16 protein-coding genes are annotated in these 16,399 nt (G+C 65.7%); 6 read left to right on the top strand and 10 right to left on the bottom strand.

Going from position 1 to position 16,399, the window contains the following annotated elements; all coding sequences use genetic code 11:
• Window positions 1-79: 79 nt before the first annotated feature.
• Both argS and BSG08_RS02820 read right to left on the bottom strand, forming a co-directional pair.
• A complete protein-coding gene (argS, locus tag BSG08_RS02825; protein ID WP_093031612.1) occupies window positions 80-1,825 on the bottom strand; it encodes an arginine--tRNA ligase in 1,746 nt (581 codons plus the stop codon).
• A gap of 72 nt (window positions 1,826-1,897) precedes the next feature.
• Window positions 1,898-3,061, bottom strand: coding sequence for a deoxyguanosinetriphosphate triphosphohydrolase (locus tag BSG08_RS02820; RefSeq protein WP_093031609.1), 1,164 nt, complete (start codon window positions 3,059-3,061; stop codon window positions 1,898-1,900).
• Between the two features lie 79 nt (window positions 3,062-3,140).
• Here BSG08_RS02820 and BSG08_RS02815 point away from each other — a divergent pair, with 79 nt between their 5' ends.
• Together BSG08_RS02815 and xth are read left to right on the top strand one after the other, a co-directional pair.
• The gene (locus BSG08_RS02815) at window positions 3,141-3,464 is read left to right on the top strand and encodes a HesB/IscA family protein (RefSeq protein ID WP_093031998.1); all 324 of its coding nucleotides are present in this window, start codon (window positions 3,141-3,143) and stop codon (window positions 3,462-3,464) included.
• A gap of 135 nt (window positions 3,465-3,599) precedes the next feature.
• Window positions 3,600-4,382 carry an exodeoxyribonuclease III gene (gene xth / locus BSG08_RS02810; RefSeq protein ID WP_093031606.1) on the top strand — a complete coding sequence of 261 codons (783 nt, stop codon included), beginning with the start codon at window positions 3,600-3,602 and terminating at the stop codon, window positions 4,380-4,382.
• A gap of 326 nt (window positions 4,383-4,708) precedes the next feature.
• On the opposite strand, the gene BSG08_RS02805 is transcribed toward xth, so the two are convergent.
• A complete protein-coding gene (locus BSG08_RS02805) occupies window positions 4,709-5,881 on the bottom strand; it encodes an FAD-dependent monooxygenase (RefSeq protein ID WP_093031604.1) in 1,173 nt (390 codons plus the stop codon).
• Between the two features lie 87 nt (window positions 5,882-5,968).
• Window positions 5,969-6,424, bottom strand: a complete 456-nt coding sequence (gene dksA / locus BSG08_RS02800) for an RNA polymerase-binding protein DksA (protein WP_175544670.1) — start codon at window positions 6,422-6,424, stop codon at window positions 5,969-5,971.
• Between the two features lie 156 nt (window positions 6,425-6,580).
• Here dksA and BSG08_RS02795 point away from each other — a divergent pair, with 156 nt between their 5' ends.
• The 4 genes from BSG08_RS02795 to BSG08_RS02780 all read left to right on the top strand — a co-directional run bounded on the left by BSG08_RS02795 (window position 6,581) and on the right by BSG08_RS02780 (window position 10,213).
• Entirely contained in the window at window positions 6,581-7,420 is an 840-nt protein-coding gene (locus BSG08_RS02795) for an AAA family ATPase (RefSeq protein WP_093031598.1), read from the top strand.
• A 69-nt stretch (window positions 7,421-7,489) separates the two neighbouring features.
• Window positions 7,490-8,851, top strand: a complete 1,362-nt coding sequence (locus BSG08_RS02790) for a DUF2927 domain-containing protein (RefSeq protein WP_425439259.1) — start codon at window positions 7,490-7,492, stop codon at window positions 8,849-8,851.
• Window positions 8,852-8,854: 3 nt separating this feature from the next.
• On the top strand, window positions 8,855-9,022 hold the full coding sequence (locus BSG08_RS19405) for a hypothetical protein (RefSeq protein ID WP_093031594.1): 168 nt from the start codon (window positions 8,855-8,857) through the stop codon (window positions 9,020-9,022).
• A gap of 6 nt (window positions 9,023-9,028) precedes the next feature.
• Complete coding sequence (locus BSG08_RS02780; RefSeq protein ID WP_093031591.1) at window positions 9,029-10,213, top strand: vWA domain-containing protein; 1,185 nt, start codon at window positions 9,029-9,031, stop codon at window positions 10,211-10,213.
• A 20-nt stretch (window positions 10,214-10,233) separates the two neighbouring features.
• On the opposite strand, the gene BSG08_RS02775 is transcribed toward BSG08_RS02780, so the two are convergent.
• The 6 genes from BSG08_RS02775 to BSG08_RS02750 all read right to left on the bottom strand — a co-directional run bounded on the left by BSG08_RS02775 (window position 10,234) and on the right by BSG08_RS02750 (window position 16,361).
• On the bottom strand, window positions 10,234-10,581 hold the full coding sequence (locus BSG08_RS02775) for a hypothetical protein (RefSeq protein ID WP_093031992.1): 348 nt from the start codon (window positions 10,579-10,581) through the stop codon (window positions 10,234-10,236).
• Window positions 10,582-10,726: 145 nt separating this feature from the next.
• Window positions 10,727-11,272, bottom strand: coding sequence for an RSP_2648 family PIN domain-containing protein (locus BSG08_RS02770; protein WP_093031588.1), 546 nt, complete (start codon window positions 11,270-11,272; stop codon window positions 10,727-10,729).
• Complete coding sequence (locus tag BSG08_RS02765) at window positions 11,269-12,465, bottom strand: RSP_2647 family RNA methyltransferase (protein ID WP_093031584.1); 1,197 nt, start codon at window positions 12,463-12,465, stop codon at window positions 11,269-11,271. The genes BSG08_RS02770 and BSG08_RS02765 overlap by 4 nt, the downstream gene beginning before the upstream one ends.
• 37 nt (window positions 12,466-12,502) lie before the next feature.
• Complete coding sequence (locus tag BSG08_RS02760; protein WP_175544668.1) at window positions 12,503-13,150, bottom strand: DUF6778 family protein; 648 nt, start codon at window positions 13,148-13,150, stop codon at window positions 12,503-12,505.
• Window positions 13,151-13,299: 149 nt separating this feature from the next.
• On the bottom strand, window positions 13,300-13,572 hold the full coding sequence (locus BSG08_RS02755) for a hypothetical protein (RefSeq protein ID WP_093031581.1): 273 nt from the start codon (window positions 13,570-13,572) through the stop codon (window positions 13,300-13,302).
• Window positions 13,569-16,361 (bottom strand): bifunctional [glutamate--ammonia ligase]-adenylyl-L-tyrosine phosphorylase/[glutamate--ammonia-ligase] adenylyltransferase, encoded by a 2,793-nt coding sequence (locus BSG08_RS02750; RefSeq protein ID WP_093031578.1) that lies wholly within the window; start codon window positions 16,359-16,361, stop codon window positions 13,569-13,571. The genes BSG08_RS02755 and BSG08_RS02750 overlap by 4 nt, the downstream gene beginning before the upstream one ends.
• Window positions 16,362-16,399 lie beyond the last annotated feature (38 nt).

The raw sequence follows: 16,399 nt of genomic DNA, 5'->3' as shown, positions 1-16,399 counted from the left end.
CGCCTCTTGCGCTCCGGCGATACATGGCCGCCGGGGATTATGATCTCTGCCTCGTCCCCGGCGCACATCGTGCGCCTTGCTAGCGCATCTCTTCCGCCGGAGTGACGCCAAGAATACCAAGACCGGCAGAAATAACAACGGTTACGGCACGCGCGAGGGCGATTTTCGCCTGTGACGTGGCCGGATTGCCCTCTTGCAGGAAGCGCAGGGCGGGTTCGTCATGGCCGCGGTTCCAGAGTGCGTGCAGGTCGCTGGCCAGATCGTAGAGGTAAAAGGCCACGCGATGCGGCTCGTTGGTGCGGCTTGCGATCTCGACCTGGCGTGGCCATTCGGTGATCTTTCTGGCTACCGCGATTTCAGCCTCGTGGGTGAGGATCGACAGATCCGCCCCCGCAAGCGCCGCGTCATCCACCGCAATCCCGGCCTCGGCGGCCTTGCGCAGCACGGAATTCACCCGCGCATTGGCATATTGCACGTAAAAGACCGGGTTCTCGCGCGACTGTTCCAGCACCTTGTCGAAATCGAAATCGAGCGGCGCGTCGTTCTTGCGGGTCAGCATCACGAAACGGGTCACGTCCGGGCCAACCTGATCGACCACATCGCGCAGGGTGACGAATGTGCCCGCGCGTTTGGACATCTTGAAGGGTTCGCCGTTCTTGTAGAGCTTGACCAGTTGGCAGAGCTTGATGTCGACCGGCACACGCCCGTCCGACAGCGCCGACACGGCCGCCTTCATCCGCTTGACATAACCGCCGTGATCCGCGCCGAACACGTCGATCAGAAGGTCAAAGCCGCGGGAAATCTTGTCATAGTGATAGGCGATGTCGGGGGCAAAATAGGTCCAGCCACCATCGGATTTCATGATCGGGCGGTCCACATCATCGCCATGGGCGGTGGATTTGAACAGCGTCTGCTCGCGCGGTTCCCAATCCTCGGGCATCTTGCCCTTGGGTGGCTCCAGCACACCGCGATAGATCAGCCCCTTGCCCCGCAGATCCTCGATCGCGGCCTCGATCCGGCCCGTTCCATAAAGCGATTTCTCGGAATAGAACACGTCCATCTCGACGCCGAGCGCGGCCAGATCCTCGCGGATGAGCGCCATCATCGCATCGGTTGCGAAATCTCGGATCGGCTCCAGCCAGACATCCTCGGGCTGACCCAGATAGGCGGTGCCCACCTTGTCCTTTAGCGCCTGCCCCACCTCGATCAGGTAATCGCCCGGATAGGTGCCATCGGCAAAGGCAACCGCCTGCCCGTGCGCCTCAAGATAGCGCAGATAGACCGATCGCGCGAGCACATCGACCTGTGCGCCGCCGTCGTTGATGTAGTATTCGCGCGTCACCTCATAGCCGGCGAAATCCAGCAGGCTGGCCAGCGCATCGCCAAAGACCGCGCCGCGGGTGTGGCCAACATGCAGCGGACCGGTGGGATTGGCGCTGACATATTCGACATTGACCCGCTTGCCCCGGCCCATGTCCGAGCGACCGAAATCCGCGCCCGCGCGCAGCGCCGCGCGCAGGATGCCGTGCCACAGCTCCGGAGCCAGCCGCAGATTGAGAAAACCCGGTCCCGCCACCTCGGCACTGCCGATCCGGGGATCGTCGGCCAGCAGGCGGGCCAGATCCTCGGCGATGTCGCGCGGTTTCAGGCCCGCGGGCTTGGCCAGCACCATCGCGGCATTAGTCGCCACGTCGCCATGTGCCGAATCGCGCGGCGGTTCGACCGTGACATTCGCCATGTCCAGCCCCGCAGGCAGGCGGCCCCCGGCCTGCATCCGGATGAGGCTGTCGAGCACGAGACCGCGCAGTTCGTTAAAGAGGTTCATCAGGCGTTTCCTTGCTGGTATCCGCGCCGGTTTACCACCGACAGCCCCGAGGTCAATCACAAGGCTGCGGGTTCAGAGTTGCGCGCGCAGCCCCTCCTGACCGCCGATGAGGCGCGTGTGGTTCTGCAACGCGAAACGGTCGGTCATGCCGGCGATGTAATCGCTGACCAGCCGCGCCAGCGCGGTCCGGTCGGACGCCCGCGCCACATCGCTGCGCCAGTCCTCGGGCAGGTGCTGCGGCTGCTGCATGTAGAACGGGAAAAGATCGCTGATCACGCCATGCACCTGCCGGCGCATTTCATTGACGGCGGGCGCGCGATACATGCGGGTGAAGAGAAAGGCGCGGATCTGTTGCAGGTCGGACCAGAGTGCGGGCGAAAAGCGGATTACCGGCTGATCCAGCTGCCGCACATCGGCGGCGCGTGCAGGCCGCGCCGCCGTCAGCGTCGCGCGCGACTGCGCGATCACATCCTCGACCATCACCCCGAAGACCCGGCGCAGCGCCTCGTGACGACGGCGCTTGGCGTCGAGACCCGGATAGCGCCGGTCCACCGCGGCGTAGCAGTCGCGCAGGATGGGCAGGGTCTGGATTTCCTCGTCGGCAAACAGTCGCGCGCGCAGCCCGTCATGCAGGTCGTGGTTGTTATAGGCGATGTCGTCGGCCAGCGCCGCCACCTGCGCCTCGGCGCTGGCATGGGTATGCAGTTCGAGATCGTGACGCGCGTTGTAATCGGCCAGCGCATAGGGCAAGGGGCCGGTCACCGGCCCGTTATGTTTGGCCAGCCCCTCAAGCGTTTCCCATGTCAGGTTCAACCCGTCGAATTCGGCGTAATGGCGTTCCAGGGCGGTCACGATCCGCACCGCCTGGGCATTATGGTCGAACCCGCCATAGGGCTGCATCAGCGCATCGAGCGTGTCCTCGCCCGCGTGGCCAAAGGGCGTATGTCCCAGATCATGCGCCAGCGCCACCGCCTCGGTCAGTTCAGCATTGAGGCCGAGCGCGCCCGCGATCGTGCGCGCCACCTGCGCCACCTCGATCGAATGTGTCAGCCGGGTACGGAAGTAATCGCCCTCGTGTTCGACAAAGACCTGCGTCTTGTGCTTGAGGCGGCGGAAGGCGCTGGAATGAATGATCCGGTCGCGGTCGCGCTGCCAAGGCGAGCGAAATACGCTCTCGTCTTCGGCGACCAGGCGGCCACGGGTGTGTGCCGGGTCAGAGGCATAGGGGGCCGTCATGCTGCAACTCCTTGTCGCCTGTCGACTGGCCTCATATATTGCAGTTGACAGGAAACGCAAAACACCGCCGGAGCTGATCATGCAATTGCCGCCCAAAGTGACATCCCGCGCCTATGCCCGCCTTGCCGAAATCGGCGCAGGTGCGCAGGGTCAGGCCCTGCGCGTCGCGGTCGAGGGCGGCGGCTGTTCGGGGTTTCAATACGATATCCGGCTCGATCAGCCGACAGAGGATGATCTGATCCTCGAAGGTGCCGGGCAGAAGGTGGTGGTCGACAGCGTATCGCTGCCGTTTCTGTCGGGGGCGACGATAGATTTCAGCGAAGAGTTGATCGGCGCGCGGTTCGTGATCGAGAACCCGAACGCCAGCAGTTCCTGCGGCTGCGGCACATCGTTTGCGATGTGAACCACGGCCTTCCGGCGCCTGATCGGATTGGGGGGGAACCCGGGAGTTTTCCTGGCAATTCGCCCGTAAAGCGCACAATCGGCTTGCTTCGGAATCCCCGGACCTGCATTACAGGACCGGACGCGGGGAGGCGGCATGAGGATTGCGTGTTTCAACATCAACGGAATCAAGGCGAGGCTTGGCGCGCTGACCGACTGGCTGGACGAGGCGGCGCCGGATGTGGTGCTGTTGCAGGAGCTCAAGTCGGTTGACGAGGCCGTCCCGCGCGAGCCGTTCGAGGAGCGCGGCTATAACGTCGCGACCCACGGGCAAAAGGGCTTTAACGGGGTTGCGATCCTATCGAAACGCCCGCTCGAAGATGTCCGGCACGGCCTGCCGGGCGATGCGCAGGACGAACAGGCGCGCTGGATCGAGGCGACGGTGATGGGCGACAGGGCGGCGGTTCGGGTCTGCGGCCTGTACCTGCCCAACGGCAATCCGGCGCCAGGGCCGAAATACGATTACAAACTGGCCTGGATGGAGCGTCTGAGGGTCCGCGCGGCGGAGATGCTCGTCAACGAGGAACCGGTGCTGATGGGCGGCGATTACAACGTCATCCCGCAGGACGAGGATGCCGCACGGCCCGAGGCGTGGCGCGAGGATGCGCTTGCCCTACCGCAGAGCCGCGCCGCGTTTCGCCGCGTTCTGAACCTGGGCTACACCGAGGCGTTCCGCGCGCGGGTGCAGGGGCCGGGGCATTACACGTTCTGGGATTACCAGGCGGGTGCCTGGAACCGCAATGACGGCATCCGCATCGACCATGTCCTGCTCAGCCCGCAGGCGGCGGACCTCATGACCGGCTGTGGGATCGACAGGGATATCCGGGGGCGTGACAAGCCTTCGGATCACGTTCCCATATGGGTCGAGATCGACGCCTGAGGATTGTCGGGCAACCTTGCACCGACTGTTCCGCACACCCGCGCGCGGCACCGCATCCACAGGGCGGGGTTCACTCTGGCATGCAGATGCGACCGGAACTCTGACGCGCCCAACCCCTCGTCAGAAATGGCGGAGGGGGGTGACCGCTCTCGCATGACATATCATCGCAGGCTGGTGCCATGGGTCAGAAGGTCTGGTCGGGAGTCGTCGCTGGGCTATCCAGAGTCCGAGAGGGTTCGGGCGGAACTCAAAACGGCATAATTCTGACGCACCGCCCGCGCACCGCCCGCAAACAGCAGATTGTGATCGGACCTGACCCGAAGACCCTACGCCACGTCGCGCGTCACGTCGTGGCCGTAGAGCCAGTCGAACTGTCGCATCATCCGCTCGGGTGCCAGCGCGCCACCGGTGCGCAAGGCGGCATGCGCGGCCCAGCGCAGCGGCGCAAAGGACAGGTGGTATTTCCAGGCATTGCGGTTGGCCGCCTCGACCACCCGGCGCACCCGCGCCTCGCGCAGCAGTTGATAGCGCGCCAGCCGCGCGTCCAGCGGTCCCTCGCCCGCGAGGCAATCGGCCAGCACCCAGCCATCCTCGAGCGCCATCGACGCACCTTGCGCCATGAAGGGCAGGGTCGGATGCGCCGCATCGCCCAGAATCGCCAGCCCGCCGCCCTGCCAGACCCGCGCCACCGGGTGCCGGAACAGCCCCCACAGATGCACCTCTTCGACCGCCTCCAGCAGGTTTTTCACCTCGGAACCGAAATCTCCGAAGGCCGCGCGCAGCGCCATCGGGTCGTCTTTCTGGCTCCAGCTTTCTTCGGCCCAGGCGGCACGTTCCTGCACCGCGACCAGGTTGATCATCCGCCCCCCGCGCAGCGGATAGCTGACCACATGGCGCAGCGGACCCATATGCACCTGCGCCTCGGGGCCCCTGCCCGATTGGTTGGGCACGGTCGCGCGCCAGGCCACCTGCCGGGTAAAAAGCGGCTCGGACGCGCCGTTGAGGGCGCGCCGCACCACCGAGTGCAAGCCATCCGCGCCGATGATCAGATCCGCCGACAGGCTGGCGCCGTTGGCCAGTTGCACCTGCGCGGGCGCGCCGCCCACAGTCTCTGCAACCTTCTGCATCAGCCGCAGCCGGACGCCCGCAGCCCGCGCGCCGTCGGCCAGCACGCCGATCAGGTCCGCGCGGTGCGCGAAATAATAGTCGCGGCTGTCCAGCGCGCCCAGATCGAGCCGCAGAACCTCGCCCCGGCGATAGTCGCGCAGGCTGACCGTCTGTGCCTGCACCGCCTGCGCGCGCAGGCCGTCCTCCAGCCCGAGCGCGCGCAGCACGGCAAAGCCGTTGGGGCTGATCTGCAGCCCTGCGCCCACTTCCGCAATCTCGAGGGCCTGTTCCAGCACCGTCACCTCGGCCCCGCGCAGGGCAAGGGCCCGCGCCACCGCCAGCCCGCCGATTCCGGCGCCGATCACGACTATCCTGAGCGTCTTCAGTGTCATGCGTTCCTTTTCATACGAAAAGCGCCGGGGATAAAGCCCCGGCGCGTCGTTTTGTGGAAAACCCTTAACCGGACCCCGGCGCGCCGATCAATCGTCGCGATGCACTTTCTCACGGCGTTCATGGCGTTCCTGCGCCTCCAGCGTCATGGTGGCGATCGGGCGGGCATCCAGTCGCTTGAGGCTGATCGGCTCGCCCGTCATCTCACAATAGCCGTAGTCGCCATTCTCGATCCGGCGCAGGGCGGCGTCGATCTTGGCCACCAGCTTGCGCTGGCGGTCGCGGGTCCGCAGTTCCAGCGCGCGGTCGGTTTCCTCGCTGGCGCGGTCAGCCACGTCGGGAATGGCGCGGGTGCCGTCCTGCAGGCCCTCGATGGTCTCGCGGCTGCCTTCCAGCAATTCCAGCCGCCAGCGGATCAGCTTGCGGCGGAAATATTCCAGCTGCCGCTCGTTCATGAATGGTTCATCTTCGGCTGGTTGATAATCCTCGGGCAGGAATACTTCCGCTTTCATCTCGATCCCCTCATCAAGGCCAGTGTCTGGCATTATGAACTCCTCAGACATTTGGCGCCCCTGCGCGGTCATCTACACCCGCCGCCCGGGATTGTCACTAGCCAATCACGCCCCATTGAAGTGAATTGTGGAACGATCTAGTCTAACGTGAACTGTTGTGCCCAACTGCTTAAAGAGGATTGAAAAACAATGAAATTCGAAGGCACTGATGCCTATATCGCGACCGGGGATCTGACCGTTGCGGTCAATGCGGCGGTGACGCTAGAGCGTCCGCTGCTGGTCAAGGGCGAGCCGGGCACGGGCAAGACCGAACTTGCGCGGCAGGTGGCGCAGGCGCTGGGGCTGCGACTGATCGAATGGAACGTCAAGTCCACCACGCGCGCGCAGCAGGGACTGTATGAATACGATGCCGTCAGTCGGCTGCGCGACAGCCAGTTGGGCGAGGAACGTGTGCACGAGGTGCGCAACTACATCCGGCGCGGCAAGCTGTGGGAGGCGTTCGATGCCCCCGAAAAGGTGGTGCTGCTGATCGACGAGATCGACAAGGCCGATATCGAGTTCCCCAACGACCTGTTGCAGGAACTCGACCGGATGGAATTCCACGTCTACGAGACCGGCGAGACGATCCGCGCCCGGCACCGCCCGGTCATCATCATCACCTCGAACAACGAAAAGGAACTGCCCGACGCATTCCTGCGGCGCTGTTTCTTTCACTATATCCGCTTTCCCGACGCCGAGACGATGCGCCGGATCGTCGAGGTTCACCATCCCGGCATCAAGGAGGCGCTGCTGGCCACCGCGCTGACGCAGTTCTACGAGATCCGCGAACAGCCGGGGCTTAAGAAGAAACCGTCGACCTCCGAGGTGCTGGACTGGCTCAAACTGATCCTGGCCGAGGATCTGTCGCCCGAGGATCTGCGCCGCGACGGGGCCGACGCGCTGCCGAAACTGCACGGCGCGCTGCTCAAGAACGAGCAGGACGTGCATCTGTTCGAGCGCCTCGCCTTCCTGGCGCGGCGGCAGCGATAGGGGATGCGGCGCTTGGTTCGCAATTTAGCCAGAGCGGATGTCCGGTTGCAGCGCCTTGTGTGCCGGATCATGCTGCCGCTCTGTCTGACGCTTTCGGCCTGTGGGCCGGGTGACGAGGCACGCCCGGAAACACCCACCCGCGCGGCCATGCCCCAGGCCATCGCCCTGCCGCCGATGAAGGCGTTTTCCGATCCGCGTCCCATACGCCCGGAACGCTCCAACCGGGACATAGGGCGCGATTTTCTCGACCTCAGCTTTCAACTGGAATCGGGGCGGCATCTGCCGCAATTCTCGCGGTTCGAGGAGCCTATCACCCTGCGCGTCACGGGCCAGCCGCCGCTGACGATGATGGCCGATCTCGACCGCCTGCTCTCCCGGCTGCGCCGCGAGGCGGGAATCGATATCCACCGCGTCAGTCAGGGCGAGGCCAATATCACGATCGAGGCGGTGAGCGGCGACCAGATACGCCGCCATCTGCCGACGGCCGCCTGTTTCGTGGTGCCCAACATCTCGCGTCTTGCCGATTATCGCGCCGCCCGCAACCGCGGCGCTACCGACTGGACCAGACTCAGACGGCGTGACAGGCTTGCCGTATTCGTGCCCAATGATGTCAGCCCGCAGGAAACCCGCGATTGCCTGCACGAGGAGCTTGCACAGGCGATCGGGCCGCTTAATGACCTCTATCGGCTGCCGGACAGCGTGTTCAACGACGACAATGTGCATGCCGTGCTGACCGGGTTCGACATGCTGATCCTGCGTGCCTATTACGCGCCCGAGTTGCGCAGCGGCATGACCCGCGCCGAGGTCGCCGCGCGACTGCCCGGCATTCTGGCGCGCCTCAACCCCGAGGGAGAGGACGTGTCGCCACGCTTTGCCCCCGAGACGCCGAGAGCCTGGATCGACGCGATCCAGACCGCGCTTGGCCCCGGCACGAGTCCCGCAGACCGCCGCGCTGCGGCGCTTGAGGCGCTGCGCATCGCGCAGGTCGAAGGCTGGAGCGATCATCGCCTGGGATTCAGCCATTTCTCGCTGGGCCGTCTGCTGCAAGGCAGCGATGCCGCTCTGGCGGTGCAGCATTTTGCGGCCGCGGACGATATCTACCGGCGCAATCCCGGCATGGATCTGCACCGCGCCTTTACCGCGGCGCAACTGGCCGCCTATGCGATCACCCGGAGCCGCGGCGACGAGGCGCTGATCTGGCTCGGGTCGCATCAGGCCACTGCCGAACGTCACGAGAACGCGACCCTTCTGGCGACGCTGATGATGCTGCGTGCCGAGGCGCTGGATCTCACGGGCCGCGTCGCGGAGGCGCAGGCGGTTCGGCTGGACAGTCTGGGATGGGCGCGATACGGCTATGGTGCGGATTGGGCGGTGCGCGCTAAGCTGCAGGATGTGAGCGCTCTCAACCCGCTCAAGGAACCGAACGGATAAGCGATGATCGTCATTCTTGGGGCAATTCTGGGCGCAGTCACCGGCGCGCTGCTGGCGCGCAGGCGCAAGGGCAGGCTGGCGGATATCCTGCAATATGCCTTTGTTTATGCGATTGTATTCGCCCTTGCCGGGTTGTTCCTGACGCTCATCATCCATCGCAGCGCGATGTGACATGCGATGTTTCTACCGTTTTTCGATAACCTCAGAAAGGCGGGCCTGCCGGTTTCCCTGCGCGAATACCTGACCTTTCTCGAGGCCGTGAGCGTCGGACTTGTCACCTATGACGTGGAGGGGTTCTATTATCTGGCGCGCTCCGCCATGGTCAAGGACGAGCGCCATGTCGACCGCTTCGACCGCGCCTTTGCCGCCAGTTTCGAGGGGCTGGAGGCGCTGAGCGCAGGCGATGTTCTGAATGCCGTGGATCTGCCCGGCGACTGGCTGGAAAAGCTGGCGGAAAGGCATCTCAGCCCCGAGGAAATGGCGGAAATCGAGGCTTTGGGCGGTTTCGAGGCACTCATGGAAACGCTGAAGAAGCGTTTGCACGAACAGCAGGCCCGCCATCAGGGCGGCAACAAGTGGATCGGCACGGCGGGCACCTCGCCGTTCGGCGCCTACGGCTACAATCCCGAAGGGGTGCGCATCGGGCAGGACAAGTCCCGCCATCAGCGCGCAGTCAAAGTCTGGGACAGGCGCGAGTTTCGCAATTTCGACGACAACGTGGAACTGGGCACGCGCAACATCAAGGTGGCACTCAAGCGGCTGCGCAAATGGGCGCGTGACGGGGCCGCCGAGGAACTTGACCTTGACGGCACGATCCGCGCCACCGCCGAGCACGGTTATCTCGACGTGCAGACCCGGCCAGAGCGGCGCAATGCGGTCAAGGTGCTGTTGTTTCTCGATGCGGGCGGCAGCATGGACCCGCATGTCAAGGTGGTGGAGGAACTGTTTTCCGCCGCCCGCGCGGAATTCAAGCATCTGGAATATTACTATTTCCACAATTGCCTTTACGAGGGCGTGTGGCGCGACAATGCCCGCCGCTGGGATGCCCGGACCCCGACATGGGAGGTGCTGCGCACCTATGGTTCCGATTACAAGTGCATCTTTGTGGGCGACGCCAGCATGTCACCCTACGAGATCGCCTATCCGGGTGGGGCTAACGAGCACTGGAATGCCGAGGCCGGGGAGGTCTGGCTGGAACGCGCCCGCGCGCAATGGCCGGATCATCTGTGGATCAACCCGGTGCCCCGCGCGCAATGGGACCATACCCAGTCGATCCGCATGATCCGCGAGATATTCGACGACCGCATGGTGCCGATGACGCTGGCAGGGCTGGACCAGGGGATGCGGGAACTGGTGCGCTGAGCGTGCGCACCCTGATCATGTCAGCGGATGACACCCAGATCGTCGAGCGTCCGGAGAATGCCGTTCACGACCCTGCCGGTGCTGACGCGCCCGTCGCGGTGGCGTCCCGAGGGGCCGGACCCATAATACCCTCCGTGCGAGGGGCCGGATCCGTAATACCCATGATACCCGGAGCGATAATATCCTCTGCCCGAGGGACCCGACCATCTGGAACCTCTGGACCAGCCGGAACCGCGACCGCTTGCGCCCGAGGCATGGGCGGCCCCGAGATGCATCATGACCGGGGCCACATAGGCCAACCCGGCGGCAAGGCCTAGCCGCGCCAGGGCGCGGCGGCGCGTGAGGGCGGTGCTGTCATCCTGCGTCATGATCGTCATCTCATCTCGATTGCACTTTGCGACACCATTTGGGGGTCTGGAAAGAAACGTCTGGGATCGTCTTTTATTCCAGATGCGGTGATTTTCCTGTCATGCAAGCCCGGTGCGCAGGTTTTCGCCATCGGGCAGCAGGCTGTCAGACCGCGCTCAGCGCCTTGGCCAGACGCGGCAGCCGGGCCTTTTTCAAGAGCGGGCGCAGTTCCCATGCGCCTTTTGACAGCCGCCGCGCCTCGGCCAGAACCTGATCCGCCACGCCCGCCACCAATTCGGGCTGCGCCTGCCAGATTCCATGCAGAAAGGCGTCGGGGTCGGCGCGCCACAGCCCCTCTTCGGCCAGCACGTTGCGCGGAAAATCGCTGGCGTTGAGCGTGAGGATTCCGTCGGCGAAGCCGGCAATCGCGGCGGCGAGAACGTGGATGTCGCCTGCGTCCGGCAGCCAGAGCCGCGCCTCGAGCGACGGCGGATAGCGGATTTCAGCATCGGGCCAGGCCACGGCCATCAGCGCCGCCTCGCCCGTCGCCTGCGCCTGCGCATCCGGCCCCAGTTTCGCCGCCGCGTGCAGCCATTCGGCGACGATCCGTTCCGACCAGAGCGGGGTGAACGCCCCTGCCCCGGCCACGCCCAGGATCATCTGCCGCATGACGGTGGGATAGATCACGCAGGTGTCCAGCAGCACCCTCATAGCCGGTAGAACAGCGCCTTGAGATAGCCGCTCTCGGCGAGGGCGGGATGCAGCGGATGGTCCGGTCCGGCAAAGCCGGTGTGGATCAGCGCCCCGCCGCGCCCCACGCGCCCGATGCCGCGCGTGCAGGCGGCGCGGAATTTCGTGAGATCGGCGGCATGCGAGCACGAACAAAGGCCCAGATAACCACCCGGCGCAACCAGCGGCGCGGCCAGCCGGGCAATCCGCTCATAGGCGCGCAGCCCCGCCTCCAACACCTTTTTCGAGGGCGCAAAGGCGGGCGGATCACAGATCACCAGATCGAATGTCGCCCCCTCCTCGGCCAGCGCGGTCAGAACATCGAAGGCGTCGCCCCTGCGCGTTGCGAACCGATCCGCAGCGCCCATCCGGGCCGCGCCCTCTGCGGCCAGCGACAGCGCAGGTTCTGATCCGTCCACCGCGAGCGCATGTTCTGCGCCTGCGGCGAGAGCAGCAAGAGAGAAGCCGCCCACATGCGAAAACACGTCCAGCACCCGCGCGCCGTTTGCCAGACGCGCCGCAAAGGCGTGATTCGGGCGCTGATCGTAGAACAGCCCGGTTTTCTGCCCACCCGTCAGATCGGCCATGTAGACGGCACCGTTCATCGCCACCGGCACAGGCGCCTCGGGGGCGGCGCCCGCCAGCACCGCACTCTGATCGTCCAGCCCTTCAAGCGCGCGGGCGCGGCCCGTCGCGTTCTTGAGCACGGTGGCGACGCCGGTCACGGCCCGCAGGGCCGAGACCAGATCGGGCAGCAGCGTCTCGGCCCAGGCGGCGTTGGGCTGGATCACGGCGATGTCGTCGAAGCGGTCGATCACCACCCCCGGCAGGCCATCGGCCTCGGCATGGATCAGCCGGTAGCAGGGCGTGTCATAGAGCCGCGTGCGCATCCCGAACGCGCGTGCCAGACGCGCCGTCAGCCATGCCTGATCGATTCTGGCTGTCACGTCACGATCCAGCACCCGCGCCATGATGCGCGAGGCGGGGTTGACCGCCACCAGAGCCAGCGGCGCGCGGTCGCTGTCTTCGAGCACCGCAATGGTTCCGGGGGCCAGTGCGCGCGTGCGCCGGTCGGTCACGATCTCGTTGTCAAAGACCCAGGGCGCGCCGTGTCGGATGGCGCGCGCCTCTGCATTGGGACGAAGACGGATCACGGGATAAGGGGGCGTTGTCATGCCGCCCCCTTACGCGCTTTCAATCCGCTGGGAAAGTTCAGAATCGGGCCTGCCGGGGGGCAAGCCCCATGGATGCCGCATGATAGCCTTCGGGATCGCTCAGTTCGTGCTGAATGACCTTGGCAAGGTGGCTCATGATCCGCAGCTTCATGGTGATTCCCCGGCGTTCGGCGTTGATCGCGCGCTGACCGCCATAGGCATTCAGATCCGCTCTGACATATTTCGGGGCGGCATAGGCCTCGCCGGTGTCGGGGTTGCGCAGGACATAGCGGAAATGAACCGCGTGGACCCCGCCCACGCTGTAGCGGGCCTTTTCGCTCACTGAATGGAACCGCGTCACCTCGACATCGACCACGACCGGGATGGTGCCCGGTTTCATCTGCCGGATTCCGGCAGACAGACCATCTCTGACGATCTGCTTGACCTGCGCGCGACGATCGCCGCGCGGATCGCCACGCCACACGATATCCGCAACGGGATAGTAAAGGTTGGCCTCGGAGACGCTCAGCGTTCTGGGCACCGAAACCACCAGGTCCTGAACGTTCAGCGAAGCGGATACCGGCGGGGGTCCCGGACTGTGAGGCGTTACGTTGCGCGTCGAGACATCGCCGCTGGCGCAGGCCGCGATCAGGGCGGTCAGCAACGTGAATGCGACCAGGCGCACACGGCGCGTGAATTTGTGCATCTTCCTATCCCCCCGTTTCTGGCTCTTTGTCCGGCCAGAGGATAGCGCCGTGCATGCGCGGTATTGTTGCGAAGAGGCGCTTATCGACGCCACTATTGCCCGCACAGGACGGTTCAACTCAAATCACAAGGATGTGCGTTTACTTAACGTCAGCTTTGGCGCGGTCGGCTGCGCCAGCCGCCCCGGCGGCGCGGAGCCGTGGAAGCGCCTCTGCCATCACGCAGCACCTGCGTCATCGGGTGATCGGGATGCGAGGGTTCGTAGCGTGCCACAAGGGCCGCCAGCGCCGCCTGCACATCCTGTCCCTCCGGCAGCGACAGGGCCCAGTCGAGAAAGATCGAACGGCACTCGCCGGGGCCAATCCCCTCGATGCGATAGGATTCGCAGATCAACTGCTTGGGATCCAGCGGATCGCGCTTCATGCCCCGCCCTCCGCCGGCGGACGGACCAGCGCCGCGTCAATCACCGCCGCCGCGTCGGCACAGGCAGCCGACAACGCCTCTTGCAGCATCTCCAGATCCTTTTGTCCTGTCTCGCGCATCAGGAATGCCGCCCCCCCCTCGCCGATCCGCAATGGATCGAGCGGTTTGTCGGTGATCAGCCGCGCCACCATCTGCACCTGCCAGCAAAGCGCATAGGCGCGAGCCAGCGCTGCGCCATCGGCGTCACTCAGCCAGCCGATTGCGACACCGCCGGCAAAGCCTGCGGCGACATCGCGCGCCGACTGCCCGGCCATCAGGTTGCCTGCCTGCGCGATCAGTTCCAGTTCCAGCAACCGGCCGGGACCCAGCCTGACATCCCACGGGCCATCCGGGGATTTGGCCCGTGCGATGCGCGTCCGCATCTCGGCCAGCTCCTTGAGCACCTGATCCGGCGCGCCTTTCCCGGCGATCAGCCGGGCGCGGAATGCCTCGACATCCTGCGCCAGACCGGGCTCGCCGGTGATCACCCGCGCCCGTGTCAGCGCCAGATGCTCCCAGACCCAGGCTTCGGTCTGCTGATAGTCCTGAAAGGATTGCCAGGACGTCGCGACCGGCCCCTGATTGCCCGAAGGGCGCAGGCGCATGTCCACCTCATATAGCCGCCCCTCGGCCATGGGCGCGGTCAGCGCGGTGATCATCGCCTGCGTCAGCCGCGCGTAATAGGGCCGCGCCGCCAGTGGACGGCGCCCGTCAGAGGCATCCTCGCCCTGCGCGTCGTAGATCACGATGAGGTCGAGATCGGAGGCAGCGTTGAGCCGTTCCGCGCCGAGCGAACCCATGCCCACGACCACCGCCCCCCGGCCCGGCGGGACCCCATGCTTTTCCGCGAACTGCGCCACCACCAGCGGCCAGACTGCGCCGATCACGGCCCCCGCCAGATCCGCATATTGCCGGGCGGCCCTGTTGGCGTCGATGAGGCCGCGCAGGTGATGCACTCCAATCCGGAAGTGCCATTCCTTGAGCCAGCGGCGGGCGGCGTCGAGGGCGCGTTCGTAATCGCTCTCCGCCGCCAGTTGCGCCTGCAAGGCGGATTCGAGCGCCGTACGTCCGGGCCAGGGCGCAAAGAAATCCCCGGCGATCACCGCATCGAACACGCCCGCATTGCGCGCCAGATACTGCGCCAGTGCGGGCGCGGTGCCGACGATATCGACCAGCAGGTCGATCAGCTGCGGGTTGGCCTCGAAGAGCGAAAAAACCTGCACCCCGGCGGGCAGACCGGCAATGAACCCGTCGAAGGCCACCAGCGCCTCGTTCGGGTTCGCCGTGCGCGCAAGCCGCGCCAGGATGTCCGGCTTGAGCCGCTTGAATATCTGCACCGCCCGGCCCGAGCGCAGCGCCGGATAGCTGGGCCAGCGGGCCATCACCTCACTGTCCAGCGCCTTGGCCGCCTCGTCCGTCGCGGCGATCTCGCCGGGGGTAAAGAACCCCTCGATCAGGTCATGCACCGCCGTGAGCCGCGCGCGCAGATCGTCGCGCAGATCGACGGTCTGGCGCCCCATGAAGGCGGCGAGGCGGTCGAACTCTTCGGTCGAGTTGGGCAAACGGTGGGTCTGCGCGTCGCGCAACATCTGAAGCCGGTGCTCGATCTCGCGATGCGCGCGGTAGTGATCGGTAAGCGCGGCGGCCGCATCCTGCGGCACCCAGCCCTTTTCCGCCAGCCGCGCCAGCCCCTCGACCGTGCCGCGCACGCGCAGATCGGCGTCGCGTCCGCCCGCGATCAACTGCCGGGTCTGGGTAAAAAACTCGATCTCGCGGATGCCGCCGCGCCCCAGCTTCATGTCGTGCCCCTCAAGGCAGAGCGCGCCGCCCAGCCCCTTGTGCTCGCGGATCGCCAGACGCATGTTATGGGCATCCTCGATCGCCGCGAAATCCAGGTGCTTGCGCCAGACAAAGGGCTTGAGCAGCCTCAGAAACCGCGCGCCGCCCTCGAGATCGCCCGCACAGGGGCGTGCCTTGATATAGGCGGCGCGTTCCCAGGTTCGCCCCAGGCTCTCGTAATAGGTTTCCGCCGCCGCCATCGCCATGCAAACCGGCGTGACGCTGGGATCGGGGCGCAGGCGCAGGTCGGTGCGGAACACGTAGCCCTCGGCGGTGCGATCATTGAGCAGGACCGACATCCTGCGGGTCGCGCGCACGAAGGCGGCGCGCGCATCATGGAAATCGGCGCGCTCGAAACGGGTCTCGTCGAAGAGGCAGATGAGGTCGATGTCAGAGCTGTAATTCAGCTCGCGCGCGCCCATCTTGCCCATGGCCAGCACCACCATACCGCCCGCAGCGGGGATATCCGCCTCGGTCATGCCGGGCAGTTTGCCGCGCCGGATTTCCGCGCCGATGGTCGACCTGAGCGCCAGGTCGCAGGCCAGATCGGCATAATCCGTGAGGTGGCCGGTCACGTCCTCCAGCCGCCAGACGCCGCCCAGATCGGCCAGCGCGACGAGCAGCGCCACCCGCCGCTTGCCCTCGCGCAGCGCCACCGCCAACCCGTCGTCGGGCACCTCGCGCAACCCGGCAAACAATGTCCCGAGCGCCGCCTCGGGCGCATCCAGCGCGGGACCGAGCCAACCCGCCTCCTGCAGGATCAGCGATTTGAGAAAGGGGCTGCACCCGGCGGCACCCGCCAGCAGATCGCCGAGGTCCGATGCCAGGCCGGGCAAGGTCGCGCGCGCCTCTTCCCCCTCGGTGGAATCGTGCGGGCGCGGCAGGCGGGTCAGGCGACTGGCAAAGCTCATGGCATCAGTGATACAAGGCGCGCGGGTCTGGTCAATGG

Origin of the sequence: Roseovarius azorensis (assembly GCF_900109455.1) — a bacterium.
Classification (GTDB): domain Bacteria; phylum Pseudomonadota; class Alphaproteobacteria; order Rhodobacterales; family Rhodobacteraceae; genus Roseovarius; species Roseovarius azorensis.
The sequence above is the reverse complement of the archived record's forward strand: the minus strand, read 5'-3'. Positions and strand labels throughout refer to the sequence as shown.

Bases quoted from the DNA above. Each gene is read 5' to 3' on its own strand.
- argS (WP_093031612.1), bottom strand. From the start codon at position 1,825: ATGAACCTCTTTAACGAACTGCGCGGTCTCGTGCTCGACAGCCTCATC.
- BSG08_RS02820 (WP_093031609.1), bottom strand. From the start codon at position 3,061: ATGACGGCCCCCTATGCCTCTGACCCGGCACACACCCGTGGCCGCCTG.
- BSG08_RS02815 (WP_093031998.1), top strand. From the start codon at position 3,141: ATGCAATTGCCGCCCAAAGTGACATCCCGCGCCTATGCCCGCCTTGCC.
- xth (WP_093031606.1), top strand. From the start codon at position 3,600: ATGAGGATTGCGTGTTTCAACATCAACGGAATCAAGGCGAGGCTTGGC.
- BSG08_RS02805 (WP_093031604.1), bottom strand. From the start codon at position 5,881: ATGACACTGAAGACGCTCAGGATAGTCGTGATCGGCGCCGGAATCGGC.
- dksA (WP_175544670.1), bottom strand. From the start codon at position 6,424: ATGCCAGACACTGGCCTTGATGAGGGGATCGAGATGAAAGCGGAAGTA.
- BSG08_RS02795 (WP_093031598.1), top strand. From the start codon at position 6,581: ATGAAATTCGAAGGCACTGATGCCTATATCGCGACCGGGGATCTGACC.
- BSG08_RS02790 (WP_425439259.1), top strand. From the start codon at position 7,490: ATGCTGCCGCTCTGTCTGACGCTTTCGGCCTGTGGGCCGGGTGACGAG.
- BSG08_RS19405 (WP_093031594.1), top strand. From the start codon at position 8,855: ATGATCGTCATTCTTGGGGCAATTCTGGGCGCAGTCACCGGCGCGCTG.
- BSG08_RS02780 (WP_093031591.1), top strand. From the start codon at position 9,029: ATGTTTCTACCGTTTTTCGATAACCTCAGAAAGGCGGGCCTGCCGGTT.
- BSG08_RS02775 (WP_093031992.1), bottom strand. From the start codon at position 10,581: ATGACGCAGGATGACAGCACCGCCCTCACGCGCCGCCGCGCCCTGGCG.
- BSG08_RS02770 (WP_093031588.1), bottom strand. From the start codon at position 11,272: ATGAGGGTGCTGCTGGACACCTGCGTGATCTATCCCACCGTCATGCGG.
- BSG08_RS02765 (WP_093031584.1), bottom strand. From the start codon at position 12,465: ATGACAACGCCCCCTTATCCCGTGATCCGTCTTCGTCCCAATGCAGAG.
- BSG08_RS02760 (WP_175544668.1), bottom strand. From the start codon at position 13,150: ATGCACAAATTCACGCGCCGTGTGCGCCTGGTCGCATTCACGTTGCTG.
- BSG08_RS02755 (WP_093031581.1), bottom strand. From the start codon at position 13,572: ATGAAGCGCGATCCGCTGGATCCCAAGCAGTTGATCTGCGAATCCTAT.
- BSG08_RS02750 (WP_093031578.1), bottom strand. From the start codon at position 16,361: ATGAGCTTTGCCAGTCGCCTGACCCGCCTGCCGCGCCCGCACGATTCC.